Origin of the sequence: Jujubicoccus corallicola, assembly GCF_047345645.1 — a bacterium.
In the GTDB taxonomy this organism is placed as follows: Bacteria; Pseudomonadota; Alphaproteobacteria; order Rhodobacterales; family Rhodobacteraceae; genus JBLEFH01.
Genome location: NZ_JBLEFH010000010.1, coordinates 99833 through 116586, shown reverse-complemented (window position 1 = coordinate 116586; position 16754 = coordinate 99833). Strand labels below are relative to the sequence as shown.

Annotated in this window: 14 protein-coding genes and 1 tRNA gene; 4 read left to right on the top strand and 11 right to left on the bottom strand. The window is 61.5% G+C overall.

What is annotated here, in order from left to right:
* Positions 1 to 71: 71 nt before the first annotated feature.
* The 5 genes from dnaA to mutM form a co-directional block, all read right to left on the bottom strand.
* Positions 72 to 1475, bottom strand: a complete 1404-nt coding sequence (gene dnaA, locus ACMA5I_RS14675) for a chromosomal replication initiator protein DnaA (protein WP_525887029.1) — start codon at positions 1473 to 1475, stop codon at positions 72 to 74.
* A 4-nt stretch (positions 1476 to 1479) separates the two neighbouring features.
* Positions 1480 to 1896, bottom strand: a complete 417-nt coding sequence (locus ACMA5I_RS14670; RefSeq protein ID WP_525887028.1) for a rhodanese-like domain-containing protein — start codon at positions 1894 to 1896, stop codon at positions 1480 to 1482.
* Positions 1897 to 2334: 438 nt separating this feature from the next.
* On the bottom strand, positions 2335 to 2607 hold the full coding sequence (gene rpsT, locus ACMA5I_RS14665; RefSeq protein WP_525887027.1) for a 30S ribosomal protein S20: 273 nt from the start codon (positions 2605 to 2607) through the stop codon (positions 2335 to 2337).
* Between the two features lie 105 nt (positions 2608 to 2712).
* Complete coding sequence (locus ACMA5I_RS14660) at positions 2713 to 3489, bottom strand: enoyl-CoA hydratase/isomerase family protein (protein ID WP_525887026.1); 777 nt, start codon at positions 3487 to 3489, stop codon at positions 2713 to 2715.
* 72 nt (positions 3490 to 3561) lie between these two features.
* Positions 3562 to 4407 (bottom strand): bifunctional DNA-formamidopyrimidine glycosylase/DNA-(apurinic or apyrimidinic site) lyase, encoded by an 846-nt coding sequence (gene mutM, locus ACMA5I_RS14655; protein ID WP_525887025.1) that lies wholly within the window; start codon positions 4405 to 4407, stop codon positions 3562 to 3564.
* A gap of 65 nt (positions 4408 to 4472) precedes the next feature.
* On the opposite strand from mutM, the gene ubiE reads away from it, so the two are divergent.
* The 4 genes from ubiE to ACMA5I_RS14635 all read left to right on the top strand — a co-directional run bounded on the left by ubiE (position 4473) and on the right by ACMA5I_RS14635 (position 9310).
* Entirely contained in the window at positions 4473 to 5222 is a 750-nt protein-coding gene (gene ubiE / locus ACMA5I_RS14650; protein ID WP_525887024.1) for a bifunctional demethylmenaquinone methyltransferase/2-methoxy-6-polyprenyl-1,4-benzoquinol methylase UbiE, read from the top strand.
* Positions 5223 to 6746, top strand: coding sequence for a 2-polyprenylphenol 6-hydroxylase (gene ubiB, locus ACMA5I_RS14645; RefSeq protein ID WP_525887023.1), 1524 nt, complete (start codon positions 5223 to 5225; stop codon positions 6744 to 6746).
* A gap of 37 nt (positions 6747 to 6783) precedes the next feature.
* Positions 6784 to 6860: transfer RNA gene (locus ACMA5I_RS14640), tRNA-Arg, on the top strand.
* A 185-nt stretch (positions 6861 to 7045) separates the two neighbouring features.
* Entirely contained in the window at positions 7046 to 9310 is a 2265-nt protein-coding gene (locus ACMA5I_RS14635) for a TonB-dependent receptor (RefSeq protein ID WP_525887022.1), read from the top strand.
* Positions 9311 to 9374: 64 nt separating this feature from the next.
* Here ACMA5I_RS14635 and ACMA5I_RS14630 read toward each other — a convergent pair whose 3' ends face one another.
* The 6 genes from ACMA5I_RS14630 to ACMA5I_RS14605 all read right to left on the bottom strand — a co-directional run bounded on the left by ACMA5I_RS14630 (position 9375) and on the right by ACMA5I_RS14605 (position 16635).
* A complete protein-coding gene (locus ACMA5I_RS14630; RefSeq protein ID WP_525887021.1) occupies positions 9375 to 10457 on the bottom strand; it encodes a Hint domain-containing protein in 1083 nt (360 codons plus the stop codon).
* Between the two features lie 171 nt (positions 10458 to 10628).
* Positions 10629 to 11192 (bottom strand): cytochrome b, encoded by a 564-nt coding sequence (locus ACMA5I_RS14625; protein WP_525887020.1) that lies wholly within the window; start codon positions 11190 to 11192, stop codon positions 10629 to 10631.
* A gap of 125 nt (positions 11193 to 11317) precedes the next feature.
* Complete coding sequence (locus ACMA5I_RS14620; RefSeq protein WP_525887019.1) at positions 11318 to 12184, bottom strand: alpha/beta hydrolase; 867 nt, start codon at positions 12182 to 12184, stop codon at positions 11318 to 11320.
* Positions 12185 to 12257: 73 nt separating this feature from the next.
* Positions 12258 to 13907 carry a choline dehydrogenase gene (betA, locus tag ACMA5I_RS14615; protein ID WP_525887018.1) on the bottom strand — a complete coding sequence of 550 codons (1650 nt, stop codon included), beginning with the start codon at positions 13905 to 13907 and terminating at the stop codon, positions 12258 to 12260.
* Positions 13908 to 13918: 11 nt separating this feature from the next.
* Entirely contained in the window at positions 13919 to 15370 is a 1452-nt protein-coding gene (gene betB, locus ACMA5I_RS14610; protein WP_525887017.1) for a betaine-aldehyde dehydrogenase, read from the bottom strand.
* Between the two features lie 68 nt (positions 15371 to 15438).
* Positions 15439 to 16635, bottom strand: a complete 1197-nt coding sequence (locus ACMA5I_RS14605; RefSeq protein WP_525887016.1) for a BCCT family transporter — start codon at positions 16633 to 16635, stop codon at positions 15439 to 15441.
* Positions 16636 to 16754: the final 119 nt, after the last annotated feature.

The window sequence follows — 16754 nt, the reverse complement described above, 5'->3', positions numbered from 1 at the left end:
GCTCCTTAGAGTTGGATGCGCAGATTATCCGCTCAGGAAGGGGGGTCAAGCCCGCAGGTGTTAATGCCGGGTCAGGCTTCGAGCAGCCGGCGCAGCATTTCCACGTCCTCGGCCAGCTCGCTGTCGGTCTTCATCAGCTCATCGACCTTCTTGACCGCATGGATCACCGTGGTGTGGTCGCGCCCGCCAAAGGCCCGGCCAATATCGGGCAGGGACCGCGGCGTGAGGTTCTTCGACAGATACATCGCCACCTGACGGGGCCGCGCAATCGCCCGCGCCCGTTTGGCCGAAAGCATGTCGGAGCGCTTGACGTTGAAATGCTCGCAGACCTTGCGGATGATCTCTTCTGGCGTGACCTTGCGCTCGGAGGCGCGGAGCGTGTCGGAGAGCGTGTCCTGCACCATATCCATGGTGACCTCGCGGCCCGTCAGATCGGCGAGCGCCGTCAGCCGGGTCAGCGAGCCTTCGAGCACCCGAACATTGGACGAGATCCGGTGGGCGAGATATTCCAGCACACCCGGCGCGATCTTGAGGTTCGGCATCCGCTCGCGCTGGCCATCGGCCTTGGTCTGCAAAATCCCGAGACGCAGTTCGTAATCGGTCGGGTGAATATCCGCGACGAGGCCCCATTGCAGGCGCGATTTGATGCGGTCCTCCATCCCATCCATCTCGACGGGCGGGCGGTCTCCGGAAATCACCAACTGCTTGCCGTGATCCACCAAGGCATTGAACGTATGGAAGAATTCCTCCTGCGTCGACTCCTTGCCCGCGATGAACTGCACATCGTCGATCATCAAGAGATCCACCGAGCGGTGAAGCTGTTTGAAATCCATCTGGGTTTTCGTCCGCAGCGCCTGCACGAAGCGATACATGAATTGCTCGGCGGAGAGGAACAGCACCCGCGCGCCCGGCTGGCGCTCCTGAATTTCCCACGCGATCGCGTGCATCAGGTGCGTCTTGCCAAGCCCGGTGCCGCCATAAAGGAAGAGCGGATTGAAGCTCACCGGCCCGCCTTCGGACACACGCTTGGCCGCTGCGTGGGCCAGCTCATTGGGCTTGCCGACGACGAAATTTTCAAAGGTAAAACGCGAATCGAGGGGCGCGCCATCATGCTCCGCGGCGCGTTTGGCCCGCGCAGCGCTGAGATCCAGAACCGCCGCGCCATTGCCTTTCGGCTGGGGCGTGTTGGTGGCCTTCGGCGCGTCGGCCTCAACCTCGGTCGCGCCCTTGCTCTCGCACATCATCACCCGGCTGACCGGACGGCCGACCGCGCTGATCTGGCGGCAAATCTCATCGCCATAATTGCGCGCGACCCAATTGCCGATAAAGCTGCTCGGGGCGGCGAGATGCACCACGGTGCCTTCGATCGAGACGATCTCCAGCGGGGCGATCCAGTTGCGCCAGGCGTCGTCGCCAAGGCTGCTACGGATGGAAACGAGGGCATCGGCCCAGATATGTTCAACAGAGACGGCCATCATATCAGCTCTGCCGCCAGGGCAGACCGGACTGCTTCCAACCGTTGACGTTGCCGCGATGCCCCTGCCAGTCGAGATCACCCTCGAATCCGTCGGACACATTCACGACGGTTGCTTCGGGGTGCTGCGCGGCGAAAAGGCGGGCGGCTTCCATGGAGCGCGCGCCGGAGCGGCAGATGAAACAGACGGTGCCGCTGCCTTCCGGAAGACGTGAGTCGAGCAGATCGGCAAATTGCGGATCGGGCTGCATGTCCGGGTAATCGCGGATCGGGAGCAGAACGACCTGACGGTCAATGCCGCTCAGATCCGGCACGCCCACAAAGGCAAATTCGGCACGGCTGCGCACATCGACCAGCTGCGCATCGGGGGTCTGCCCCAATAATTCCATCGTTTCCGCAGCGGTCTTTTGCGAAATAGTCATGCGCGCGTTTCCCCGTCCGATGGCTCACAAGCCATGCTCTCATTTACTTACCAACGGCACCGTGATCGCCGCCTCAAACTCGTCATGCTGGCGGGCCAAAATCGGGTGCCAGCCAAGTCACCCGACGGACCTTAGCCCTCGCCCCGACAGCGTTTCAAGATAAAGTATCGCTTGACACAGATTCGTCTGAGATAAATCTAATCGGACGTTACGTAACGTAAACGTTATAACGATACAGTAAAGCGCAAGAATTGGCCGACGCCTATTCTTGTTCAGTTTTATGCGCCCCAGGGGGCCGATTCTGTTGAGGTGAAAATGTCATAGCGCTGTCACATGACACCGATCAACGGGACCGAAAGCGGAACATCTGTAAGCGCTTGTCCGCAAAGAAAAAACGCGCCCCTAGGGACGCGTTCACAAAATCGTAAGGGAATCAGCTTAAGCAGCCGCGCCCATGGCATTCACGCGGGCAGCCAGACGGCTGATTTTGCGCGAAGCGGTGTTTTTGTGGACGATGCCCTTGGTCACGGCGCGCATGATTTCCGGCTGTGCGGATTTCAGGGCTTCCTGAGCCTTGGACTGGTCGCCGCCCGCGATGGCTTCTTCAACGCGGCGGATGAAGGTCCGCATGCGCGAACGACGGTTTTTGTTGATCTCGGCCCGACGCGCGTTGGTGCGGACCCGCTTTTTTGACGACGGCGTATTGGCCATAGATAAATTCCGGTCTCTCAAAGTTGGAAAGATGAAGCGCGTCTTTACGCGTGAGCGGCACCCGAGTCAAGCGCCGCACCGCGATTCGCGCCAATTTTAACGCATTTATTTACCGCGGAACTGCGGTTCGCGCTTTTCGATGAAGGCGGACATGCCCTCTTTCTGGTCCTCGCTGGAGAAGAGGCCGTAGAAAAGCCGCTGCTCATATTTGATTCCATCGGCGAGCGAGAGCTCCTCGGCGGCGTTGATCGCATCCTTGCCCGCCATGAGGGCGAGGGGAGATTTCTCGGCGATCTTCTCGGCCACTTCCTTGGTCTTGGCCCAGAACTCCTTGGCCGGGAAGACCCGCGAGACGAGGCCCGCGCGCTCCGCTTCCTCGGCGTCCATGAAGCGGCCCGAAAGCGTCATGTCCATCGCCTTCGACTTGCCGACAAGCCGCGTCAGGCGTTGCGTACCGCCAATGCCGGGGATCACGCCGAGATTGATCTCGGGCTGGCCGAATTTCGCGGTGTCCGCGCACAGGATGAAGTCGCACATCATCGCCAGCTCGCAGCCGCCGCCAAGCGCATAGCCCTGAACAGCGGCGATGACCGGCTTGCGGCAATTCAAAAACCGCTGCGCATCGGTGTTGAAGAACCGGCCCATATACATATCGACGAAGCTCTTTTCGGACATCTCCTTGATATCCGCGCCCGCCGCGAAGGCTTTTTCCGAGCCGGTCAGGATGATCACCCGAATCTTCTCGTTGCGGTCCATCGCGTCCACCGCATCGGCGAGCTCGCCGAGGAGCTGGCTCGACAGCGCGTTGAGCGCGTCCGGCCGGTTCAGCCGGATAATGCCAACCGCGTCTTCGGTTTCGGTAATCAGCGTTTCATAGGCCATCAGGCTCTCCTTGGGTGCTCCCGGGAACGTGAAAGCCCATCCTGTAGCAGTTGAAATGTGAACTGCAACCCTTCACCGCTGGCAGGACGGGCAGAAAAAGCTGGAGCGCCCGCTTTGCACGATCCGCGCAATGGGGGCCGCGCAGCGCGGACAGGGCTTGTTTTCCCGGTCATAGACGGCGAATCCATGCTGAAAATATCCAAGCTGTCCATCGGCTTGGCGATAATCGCGCAAGGAAGAGCCGCCCGCCGTGATCGCCTCGCTGAGAACGTCGCGAATCGCCGGAACGAGCCGGGCAATTCGGGCGCTCCCGAGATTCGCGGCAAGGCGGCGCGGGCTGATTCCGGCCCGCCAAAGCGCTTCGCAGACATAAATATTGCCAAGTCCAGCGATGATCCTCTGGTCGAGCAGCGCAGCTTTGATCGGACTGCGCCGCCCGGCGAGTCGCTCCGCAAGATAGCCCTCGTGAAAGCTGTTGCCGAGCGGTTCCGGCCCGAGTTTCGCGAGCCACGGATGCGCCTCGATCTCGGCACTCGGCCAGAGATCCATCGCGCCGAAGCGCCGCGGGTCATTATAAGTGAGCCGCGCCCCGCTTTTCAGATCAATCACCACATGATCATGCGCCGCCGACGCGCGATGCTCATGATAGAACGTGCCGATCTGCGCGCCGGTCACGTCCATCCGCCCGGACATGCCGAGATGAAAGAGCCAGCTTTCGCCCCCGCTCATCTCCGCAATCACCACTTTGGAGCGGCGACGCAGCGTGCGGATCCCTTGTCCCTCCATCCGCGCGACCATATTTTCCGGGAGCGGCCAGCGCAGATCGGGCCGGTTGAGGGTCACGCGGTCAATGACCGCGCCTTCCAGCACTGGGGCCAGTCCACGGCGGACCGTCTCAACCTCGGGTAGCTCTGGCATCGGCCCTCCTTGCCCTCATTGGGCGCAACACTATAAGGGAAGAGACCAACCGGAAAGGCCTCATCATGGCAGAGCAACGCAGCACGCATTTCGGCTACAAAACTGTTGATGAGTCGGAGAAATCCGGTCTCGTGCGCGGCGTGTTTTCCTCGGTCGCCAATAAATATGACCTGATGAATGATGCGATGAGTCTCGGCATCCACCGGCTTTGGAAAGATGCGATGCTGGACTGGCTCGCGCCGCGCCCCGGCATGAAGCTTCTGGACGTGGCGGGCGGCACCGGTGACATCGCGTTCCGCTTTCTGGAGCGCGTGAAGGGCGACGGTCACGCGACCATTTGCGATATGACCGCCGAGATGCTGGAAGCCGGCCAAACCCGCGCCGAAGCCGAAGGGCAGGCGCATCGGCTCGACTGGATTTGCGGTGATGCGATGAAGCTGCCGTTCAAATCGAATACATTCGACGCCTACACCATCTCCTTCGGCATCCGGAACGTGACCCGGATCAACGAAGCGATTGCCGAGGCGCACCGGGTGCTGAAACCCGGCGGGCGCTTCCTCGTGCTGGAATTCAGCCAGATCCCCCATGACGGGCTGCAATGGCTCTATGACCGCTATTCCTTCAACATCATCCCGCCCATGGGGCAGGTGCTCGCCAATGACCGCGACAGCTATCAATATCTCGTCGAGTCCATCCGCCGCTTCCCCGATCAGGACAGTTTTGCCCAGATGATCCGCGAGGGCGGGTTCGAGAATGTCAGCTATCGCAACCTCTCCATGGGCATCGCGGCGCTCCATTCCGGCTGGAAGATCTAAATGCGCGGACCCCATAATATCTTGCGCCTCATCCGCACCGGGGCAACCTTCGAGCGGACCGGTGCCATGCGGCAGGCGCTCGACGCCTTCGATGCGCCCAAACCTCTGCGGATCGCTGCGCGGGTGCTTGGCTGGCCCTTCGCATGGCTTGGCCACAAGGGCGATCCATCGCTCCCGCCCGTGCCGCGCGCCATCACCGCCCTTGGCCCCGCCTATATCAAATTCGGCCAGATCCTCTCGACCCGTCCCGATGTGGTTGGCCCCGACATCGCCAGCCAACTTCGGATGCTCCAGGACCGCTTGCCGCCCTTCCCGCAGAAAGAAGCCCGGCGGATCATTGAGAAGGAACTTGGCGCGCCGGTCGAAGCCCTCTTCGATGATTTCGAGGAGCCGATTGCCGCCGCCAGTATCGCGCAGGTCCACCGCGCCCGCGTGCGTCGCGACGGGCGGCTCGTCGCCGTCAAGATCGTGCGCCCCGGCATCGCCCGCGCCTTCTCCCGCGACATCGACGCGTTTTATCTCGCCGCCAATCTCATCGAAATGCTGTCCCCCGGCTCGCGCCGCCTCAAGCCGACCGCCGTGGTCGATCACTTCAACGGCGTTGTGCAGGGCGAGCAGGATTTGCGCAACGAGGCCGCCGCCGCCAGCGAATTTCAGGACAAGACCAAGGGGGATGCGAAATTCCGCGTCCCCGATGTGGTCTGGCCGGACTCCTCCCGCTCGATCCTTACGACCGGCTGGATGGAAGGCATCCCCATGGGCGAGGTGCAACAGCTTCGCGACGCGGGCCACGATTTGCCCGACATCTCGCAGCGCCTCCTGCAACTCTTCCTGACTCACGCCTTGCGCGATGGTTTTTTCCACGCCGATTTGCACCAGGGCAACATCAAGATCGCGCCCGACGGCACGATCCTCACCTTCGATTTCGGCATCATGGGCCGGATCGACCGCTACACTCGCCGCGTCTATGCGGAGATCCTCTACGGGTTCCTCAAACGCGACTACCGCCGCGTCGCCGAGGTCCATTTCGAGGCTGGCTATGTGCCGCAGGACAAGGATGTGGACGCCTTCGCGCAAGCCCTGCGCTCCGTCGGCGAGCCGATTTTCGGACAGGACGCCGCCCATATCTCCATGGCCCGCCTGCTCGCCCATCTCTTTGAAGTCACCGAGCGTTTCGGCATGGCCACCCGCACCGAGTTGATCCTGCTCCAGCGCACCATGGTCGTGGTCGAAGGCGTCGGCCGCTCGCTCGATCCGAACCTGAACCTCTGGGAAGCCGCGCGCCCCGTGGTGGAGGATTATATCCGCCGCAATCTCGGCCCGCAGGCGATCGTGAAAGACCTCACCGCCACTGCGCAAACCCTCTCCCGCTTCGGCCCGCTTCTCGAAGAGAAAACCCGCGAATGGCTCATCGCCGCACAAGCCGAAGAGCCGAAACCCAAACGCGACCGCCGCTGGCTCTGGTGGAGCCTCGGCGGCCTCGGCTGGGGTATCGCGTTAACCAGCATCGCCGTCGCCCTCTAGTTGCGCGCGCCGCCCGCAAGCGCTATCCAATCGCCGTGGCCCCGTGGCTCAACTGGATAGAGCAGCCCCCTCCTAAGGGGCAGGTTGCAGGTTCGAATCCCGCCGGGGTCACCATCTCCCTCTCGCCTGTGCCCGCTCTGCAACAGCCATCGTTAATTCCTATTAATTTTGTCGGATACTCTTGCGACCCTCCCACAGGCCGTGATCGTTAGGGGCATTGCGCAAGCCGATCCGCCAGCGCGTCCCCCGCGACTGACGAAAAGGATTGGCTTATGCGCGCGCTCCATCGAAACCTTTATATGACCACGGCGCTTGGTGCGCTGTTTGCGGCGGGTGTGCCCGCGCATGCGCAGCAGGTGCCGGTGACGACGCCGGTCGCGCCGCAGACCGAAGAGGTCTTTATGCTCGACGAGCTGGTGCTGACCGCCGAGGAGCAGATCAAGCAGGCGCTTGGGGTCTCGCAGATCACCGAAGAGGATATCGAGGACGCGCCGATCACCAATGACATCGCCGAGATCGTCCGCAAGCAGCCGGGCGTCAACCTCACCGGGGCCACGGCGAGCGGGCAGCGCGGCAACCAGCGACAGATCGACATTCGCGGCATGGGGCCGGAAAACACGCTGATCCTGATCGACGGCAAGCCGGTCCTCTCGCGCAATGCGGTGAAGATGAGCCGGGGCGGGGAGCGCGACACGCGCGGCGATTCCAACTGGGTGCCGCCGGAGCTGATCGAGCGGATCGAGGTCATTCGCGGCCCGGCGGCGGCGCGCTATGGCTCGGGCGCTTCGGGCGGTGTGGTCAACATTATAACCAAGAAGCCCGAAGAATTCACCGCGCAGATCGGCGTCTATGGCGAGAAGCCGGAGAACGACAAGGAAGGCAGCACCAAGCGGACCAATTTCATGATCGCCGGTCCGGCGGGCGAACGCCTCAGCCTGCGTCTCTATGGCAGCTATAACAAGACCGATGGCGATGACCCGGATCTCAACCCGGAGACCACCTATACCTTCCGCGATGAGGAAAACACCCGCGTTCTGGCGGGCTCCGAAGGGGTTGAGAACAAGGATATCGGCGCGCTTGTCACATGGGAGGTTGCGCCCGGCCATGAGCTTGATTTCGAAACCTCGTTCTCGCGTCAGGGCAACATCTATGCGGGCGACACGCGCACGGGATCGGTGCAGGAAGTAGTGAGCGAAGAGGATGCGAACAGCCCGGACCTCATTGGCGAGGAAACCAATCGCATGTATCGCCGCAACCTCGCGCTGACGCATCGCGGGACCTATGGCGAGATTACCTCGAACAGCTATCTGCAATGGGAAAACACACGCAACTCGCGGCTTTGCGCGGGCACGGCGGGCGGGCCTGAGGACAACATCGTCAATTGTGTGGACACCGATGGCGATGGCGAGAATGATGCGACGGCCTTCGGCACCATCGAGCTCGACAACATCAACGCCAAGACCGAATGGATCATGCCGATGGATCTTGCGGGCAAGGCCAGCCGCGTGACTCTCGGGGCGGATTATCGCGGCGAGTTCATGGAGGACGCGATCACCATTCGCGGCGATTTCGATGAGGATCTCTCCGATGAGTTCGGCGTTCCGGTGAGCGGGTCGGACCGCGATCCCGAGACGGAGCAGAACACCTTTGGCCTCTATGCCGAAGCGAATATCGAGTGGAATGACCGCCTGACGGTCACGCCGGGTCTGCGCTACGATCATAACGACAATTTCGGCAGCAACTTCTCCCCGAGCCTCAACGCGACCTATCAGTTCAACGAAGCGTGGACGATGAAGGTCGGTCTCGCGCGGGCCTTCAAGACGCCGAATCTGTTCCAGCTCAACCCGAATTACGTCTATGTCACGCGCGGCAATGGCTGTCCTTACATCGACAATGTTCAGGTCAGCGGGCCGTGCTATGTGATCGGGAACGAAGATCTCGACGCCGAGAAAAGCTTCAACAAGGAGATCGGTTTTGCCTATGCGGGCGCGAATGGCGTCAGCGGCAGCCTGACCTATTTCCACAATGATTATGACAACCGCATCGGGTCGGGCTTCACCCAGTATAATGCGGGCGCGGTCGAGAACCGTCTCTATCGTTGGGAAAACCAAGGGGATGCGGTGGTGTCGGGCCTCGAAGGCAACTTCGCGACGCCGCTTGGCGAGAATTTCGCCTTTAACGCGAACTTCACCAAGATGATCAAATCCGAGCGCGACAATGGCGAGCCGCTGAGCCTCGTGCCGGATTACACGATCAACGCCAATCTCGACTGGTATGCGACGCCGGATCTCACCGTGGCCTTCGGCGCGACCCATTATGGCGAGATTGAGGCGGCAGATTTCGCCTCGACCACCGGTGCCGAATATGACGACACCAATAATCGCGGCTCCTACACGCTCTTCAATCTCGGTGCGTCCTGGGACATCACCGAGACGGCGAACCTGAAGGCGGGTGTGACCAACCTCTTCGACAAAGAGATCCTGCGGACGGATTCGGGGCAGGGTGCGAACACCTATAACGAGCCGGGCCGGGCCTATTATCTGGGTCTGAACAAGAGCTTCTAAGCCGTGGCTCTCCGTGATCACAAAAAAAGGCGGCCTCTCGGGGCCGCCTTTGCGTTTGCAGGGCTTAGCCGAAACTCTGCAGCACCGGCGTTTTGTTCTTGCGGTGACGATCCACCAGCCGAAGCTGGCGTTTGCGCTCCGGGATCGGGCGGGCCGGGTGCAGCGGGTTCTTCGAGAGATCAAGCTGCGGGAAAATCAGCAACAATTCGGCGCTGAGTTCCGGAGGCATGGATTGCAGCGCCTCGACACCGGGATAGAGGCTCTCCGTCGGCGCGCCTTCGGCCAGAATGATGCGGTGATCGTCGAAAATCATATGGAAATAAGAGACGTCCCGCGCCTCCATATCGACGCTGATGCCCGGCAGGCGCGTCAGATGGATCGCCGGGAGCAGCACCTCGGCCGCGCCAAACATCCGCTCGGCAATGCGCGAGGAGACCAGCATCCGGTGCTGGCGCGACACGCGCAGATCGCGCTCCGGCAGGCCCTGACCCAATGCGCCTTTTTCGATCAGCACCGGGCGCAGCCGCGGGTTGTCCGCCAGCGCGCGGGCGTCGAAAGTCTGGCGCAGCACCTTGCGAAGCGGATGCTGCTGCCCGCCAAACCCGGTGATGAGATCGCCCACCTTGAGATCCTGAACCGCACTGTCGCCCGCCGCCGTCCGGATCAGCGTGTCCTCGGTCACGCAAAGCGGGACGAAGAACTGCGACGCCCGAACCGTGCCGCTACCGGAATTTGGCATTCCTTCGGCAGAACTCGTGACCGTAAGCGCCACATCTCTTGGCGGCTGATCCCCAATGAAGGCCAGCCCCTCAATTGTCGCATAGGGCGGGTTCGAGTCGATGATATTCACACCAACCGCGCGATAGGTGATGTTGGTGTTCGGATCGGTCAGAAAGAGCTGATACTCGGCCTCAATCCGCGTATCGTCGTTGTAATTCACGCCGTCATGGGTCTGCGCGCCATTCAACGTTTGCCCAAAGTCTCCATCGGCGAAATTGGTTTCGAAGCCGCTGTCATCGACCTCCACCTCGGTCCAGTCGCGCTCGGTAATGGTGATCGTCTGGCCCACGAGATGCGTGCCATCGCCCTGCGTCACCCCATCGAGACTCTGCCCGCCGGAGATGTTCAGCGCAGATTCATTGATCATCCAAATCGAATAATTTGCCACGAGCGACTCCAGACACACAGAAGGGTCGGTACTACTGTAGCGTTTATAGACCGATTCCCGTGCCTAGAAACAGTTTTTTAACACACCAACCCCAAGCGTCGCCGTTCCGCCACGCCGGGGTTTATGTGTCAGAAAGATGACGCTCCGGTGTCAGACGCGGCGCTTGCGCCCGGCCATCTTCGCCAGCGTGCCGTCGCGCCACATGCTTTCATGGACGCCGACCATGGCGATATGGCCCAGAATGATCGCGCCCATGACCCAGCCCATTTCCCCGTGGAAATTGCCAAGCGCGCTCGTCCAGCCGATTTCCGTGGTTTTCGGGGCGAAGATCTGCACGCCGAAGAGGTCAAACCCGCGATCCGAGCCATAGGCGCGGGCGAGCGCCGCGAAGGGCACCAGGAACATCAGCACATAGAGCAGCCCATGCCCCGCCTTGGCCGCGAGCCCGAGCGGGCCGTCGCCGTGATCGGGCCGGTTGCCGAGATTGGTCAGCGCCCAGAGGATGCGCAGGATGATGAGAACAAAGAGCAGCGCGCCAATCGTCCCATGCCAGCCGCCAAGGAAGGAGGCGACCGGATTGTCTCGCCCGAACAGCACCTTGAACCCCATCCCGATGAACTCGAACAGCATCAGCACAGCCATCGACCAATGCAGCGCGCGGGTGATTTTGCCGTAAACGCGCGGCGTGTCGCGGAGCGGAAGGGTCGGGGTCATATGGGGCCTCAGTTTGTGTGCTTTTTTAATTCAGCACCGCACCTAGAGGGGATGAGGCCAATTGCCAAGAATAGAGGGGGGCAGATGACTGGATTTTGATTGCGACAGAGTGTCCGGATGGCACATCAATTCGGGCGTTTTTGAAGATGTCGCCCGATTTTAGCGCCGTTATGCCCAACAGAGGCAATGGCCATTAGCTCCGGCAAGGCGCCCGCAAGGGTCGCGCCATGGGAGAGGCCGGGGAGGAGGATCACCCGGATGCGTTGGCCCGCGCCTTGCGCGATGAAACGGCGCGTGTCCTCGGGAGCGCCGCCTTCCGCGCCGCGCTCGGCATCGCCGACGAGGATGGTTAGCGGCGCGGTCCCGCCGGGCTCCAGATCCGGGGCGAGCCAGAGCGACGGGCTGATCGCGCCATATTGCGTGAAGGACGCACCGCGCGCCCGTGCGTAAAGCGCGAAGAGGCCGCCATAGGAATGCCCGGCGAGTGTGCGGCGGCTTGCGTCGATGCTAAGACCACGCTCGGCCTCCGCCCGCAGCGGCCCGTCGATCCGCGCCAGAAACGCATCGGCTCCACCAACCTGACGCTCCGCGCGGCGCGGGTCGGGACGCAGCGGGGGCGGGGTGTAATCGAGGGCGCGGGCCGTGGTCTCGAAGGGCAAATCCGTGTCGTAGCCGATGCCAATCACGACCAACCCCGGATGTGCCGCGAGCAGATCTGGCGGCAGGCGATCGAAGACCGCATTGCCATCGGTCAGCCACAGCGCGGGCCAGCCCGCTTCGGGCGGCGCCGCTTTCGGGATCGCGCGGAAAAGGCGGTAGCGGCGGCCGCCCGAGGTCTCGACAAGGCGGTCATCAAAGCGATGCGTCGGATGCGCAGAACGGAGCAAATCCAGCGTTACCGGCTCCAGCACAGGCTGTGCCACGCTCATCCCGGCCCCGAGCAACCCCGCCGCCATCGCGCCGCTTTGCAGAAAAAATCGCCGTGTCGTCATGGGCTTGCCCCTTATCTGCTCACCGCAACCCTGCCAGAGACAACAAGACCCGGCAAGATGCCGGGCCTTCACGTTACCGCTGTTCGCTCTGCCAGTTGGGGTGCACCCAAGGCTCGCGATTGGACCGCGGCAGGGGGTCCTTGCCGAGCAAATGGTCGCTGGCTTTCTCGCCCACCATGATCGACGGGCCGTTGAGATTGCCATTGGTGATGCGCGGAAAAATCGAACTGTCCGCCACGCGCAGACCCTCGACACCGATCACCCGGCATTCGGGATCGACCACCGCCATCGGGTCCTCCGCAGCGCCCATTTTGCATGTCCCACAAGGGTGATAGGCGCTTTCCACATGTTCGCTGATGAAGGCATTCAGTGCCGCGTCGGACTGCACATCGGCCCCCGGCTGGATCTCGTGCTTATAGAACGGCTTGAACGCCTCCTGCCCGAAAATCTCGCGGGTCAGGCGGATGCAGGTCCGGAAATCCTCCCAGTCCTCATCCTGCGACATGTAGTTGAAAAGGATGCGCGGTGCTTCCGCCGGATCGCTCGATTTCAGCGACACTTCGCCGCGGGATTTTGAGCGCATCGGGCCGACATGGGCCTGAAATCCATGACCCTCCGCCGCGGCTTGCCCGTCATAGCGCACGGCCATGGGCAGGAAGTGATACTGAATGTCGGGATACTCCACCCCGGCTTTGGACCGGATGAAGGCGGCGCTCTCAAACTGGTTCGACGCGCCGAGGCCGGTTTTGGTGAAGAGCCACTGGGCCCCGATCATCGCTTTTGAGAACAGGTTCCAGTGCTTGTAGAGCGTGATCGGCTGGCTGGAGGCGATTTGCAGGTACAGCTCCAGATGGTCCTGAAGGTTCTGGCCGACGCCGGGACGGTCTGCCACGACCTCGATGCCATGCTCCTTGAGATGCGCCGCCGGGCCGATGCCGGACAGCATCAGCAGCTTGGGCGAGTTGAGCGAGGACGCCGCCAGAACCACCTCACGCTTGGCGCGGATGGTTTCCATCTTGCCGCCGCGTTCGATCTCAACGCCAACCGCCTTGCCATTCTCGATGACCACCTTGCGGGCGAGGCCGCGCACCAGCTCGCAATTCTCGCGCTTGAGCGCGGGCTTGAGGTAAGCATTCGCCGCCGACCAGCGCCGCCCTTTATAAACGGTCTGCTCCATCGGGCCGAAGCCTTCCTGCTTCTCGCCGTTATAATCGTCCGTCAGCTCATAGCCCGCCTGTTTCCCAGCCTCGACAAAGGCATGAAAAAGCGGGTTTTTCCGAGGGCCGCGCGTCACATGCAGCGGACCCTTGCGCCCGCGCCAGCCGCCATCTTCCGGCCCGTGCCATTGCTCCTGCCGCTGGAAATAGGGCAGCACATCGGCATAGGACCAGCCGCTTGCGCCGCTCTCGTCCCAATGGTCGAAATCCTTTGCGTGGCCGCGCACATAGACCATCCCGTTGATGGAGGAGGAACCGCCTACCACCTTGCCGCGCGGCGTGGCGAGACGCCGCCCGCCGAGATGCGGCTCGGGCTCGGACTCAAACCCCCAGTCATAGCGCTTCATATTCATCGGATAGGACAGCGCGGCGGGCATCTGGATGAACGGCCCCGCATCCGTGCCGCCAAACTCGATGACAATCACCGACGCCCCCGCTTCCGAGAGACGATACGCCATGGCGCAGCCTGCCGAGCCTGCGCCGACAATCACAAAATCAGCTTCCATGGTCAGGCTCCTTAGAACGGCGCTTCGACTTTGCCCATGCGGACATAGACGGATTTGAGCTGGCTATAATGCTCGATCGCGGCCTTGGAGTTCTCGCGGCCCACACCGGACATTTTCACGCCCCCAAACGGCACCTCGACCGGCGCGTCGTTATAGGAGTTGATGAAGCAGCTCCCGGCCTCAAGCTGGCCAATCACGCGGTGCGCACGGGTGAGATCATTGGTGAACACCCCAGCGGAGAGCCCGAATTCGGTGTCATTGGCGCGGGCGATCACCTCGTCCTCGCTGTCGAAATCCAGCACGGACATGACCGGGCCGAAAATCTCCTCGCGGGCGATGGTCATGTTGTCGGTCACATCGGCAAAGACGGCGGGGGTGATCCAGAACCCGTCCTTGTCCAGCCGCTCGCCGCCGGTGATGAGCCGCGCGCCTTCGTCCTTGCCCTTCTCGATATAGCCCAGAACGATGTTCATCTGGTTTTCCGAGACCATTGGGCCGAAATTCGTGGCTTCATCGAGCGGATCGCCCATCACCACATCGGCAAGGCGTTCGCGCAGGCGGGAGAGGAATTTCTCCTTGATGCCCTTTTGCACGAACACGCGCGTCCCATTGGAGCAGATCTGGCCGGAGGAGTAGAAATTGCCGAGGATCGCGCCGCCGACAGCGTCCTCCACGCTCGCATCGTCAAAGACGATCATCGGGGATTTGCCGCCCATTTCCATGGTGACATGCTTCATGCCATCCGCCGCAGCCGCATAGACCTTGCGCCCGGTCGGCACGGAGCCGGTGAGCGACACCTTGTCCACACGCGGATCATTGACGAGCGCCCCGCCAACTTCGCCAAGCCCTTGAAGGACGTTGAAAATGCCCTTGGGCAGGCCGGCTTCCACGAGGATTTCCGCGACTTTCAGCGCGCAAAGCGGCGTCGTCTCGGAGGGTTTGAAGATCATTGCATTGCCGCAGGCGAGCGCCGGTGCGGCCTTCCAGCAGGCGATCTGCGTCGGATAATTCCACGCGCCGATCCCGACACACAGGCCAAGCGGCTCGCGCACGGTATAGGCCCAGTCCTCGCCGAGCGGGATATGCTCGCCCGTGAGGCTCCCGGCCAGACCGCCGAAATATTCCAGCGCATCCGCGCCGCTGGTGGCATCGGCGACGATGGTTTCCTGCAAGGGCTTGCCGGTGTCGTAAGTCTCCAGAATGGACAGCTCGCGATTGCGCTCACGCATTATGTCAGCGGCCTTGCGCAGCACCCGGCCCCGCTCGGTCGGGGACCAGCGGGCGAATTCCTTCTGGGCGGCGCGCGCAGCGACAATCGCCTTTTCGATCAGCTCCGGCGTCGCCGCATAAACGCGGGCAACTTCTTCGCCGGTCGCACCATAGACGACCGGGATCGCGGTGCCGCTGGTGTCCTCAACATATTCACCATTAATGAAATGACTGGCTTTGGGTTGAATATCCATGGGGGTGTCTCCTTCAATAGGGGCGGCCCCGCCGGATTGCGGGACCGAAATGGGCAGGTTTCAGGGGGTCAGTGGACCGCGTTGATCTTGTCGAAATCGAGGTCCTGGCCCTCAGGCATGGAGTCGATCTCCATCACTTCCTCGCGCTTGTTCAGGAAGATATAGGCGAGGCAGGCGAAATAGAGCCCGATCACGATGGCGCCGATCCATTCGATCTGGAGCCACTGGCTCTCGAAGAGCAGTGCCAGAATGAACAGCATGATCACATTGCCCGCGATATAGGGGATCTTGCCGAACCGCTTCACGGTCAGGTCGAGATTGTCCGTATAGAGGCGGATCAGGCTGTCGAGCGAGTTGATGACGAAGGTCACGCCGACGGTAATCATCGCGATGTTGATCATGCCGCGGGTCGGGATCTCGTTGAGGTGGTAGAAATAGAGCACCGAGAACCAGATCGCGAGCGGGATCGACGGGAAGATCAGGAGGGCGAGGAACACTTGCCACGTCTTGAGGCCGCCCACGAAGCGCGAGGTGAACTGACCGATCATGATCGACCAGGCGAACCACCAGGAGAGGTAAAAGGCGTGGTAATCGGTGATCGGGGTCGCGAACCGGTAGATATTCTCGAAATAGCTGCCGATATTCGACGCGGTGGAGGCGAACTGGCCGAGGCTCATGCCCGCATAGATCCACATACCGAGGATCAGCGCGAAGAACAGCAGCGTCGAGCTGACCGACAGGATGCGGACGAATTTGATATCCGTCGAGCTATAGGCCGCGAAGCAAATCACAAGGAAAACAATCGCGTAGAAGATCGGGTAAATGGTTTCGCCATCGCCGATTTCGGGGATGTAGCCCGGCAGATAGATCAGGAATAGCGAGGCGGTGAAAGCGCAGGTCGCGATAATGACCACATTGTTGATCGCCTTCACCCAAGGGATCTCGAAGAACTTCACCCGCGGTTCGATCACGCAGAAATAGAAGGCGGTCAGGAAATAGAAGGCCCAGATCATGAAGCCCCAGAACCCGAACTCAAGGGCAAGGGGGTTGGTGAAATCATAGGCGGGATCATCCGCATAGCCTTGGAATTCGGCCAGCGGGAACATGATCAGCCCGACATCGAGGCCGGAGGTGAACAGGATGGCAATGAAGGTGAAGAGCGGCACCGGCGTGACGCCGACCACTTCGAGGTTCCACCATTTGATAACGCAGACCACCACCAGCGCGAGCGCCAGCAACACACCTGCGGACAGAATCGCGGTCATGCGAGTCCTCCCTTGGGGTTGTTTGATTCCATTTTGGCGTGTGTGAACGTTAACACAAATTTTTGAGATTGAAACCCATTTTTTGTATGAGCATACAAGTTTTGGTTTGGCGGATAAAA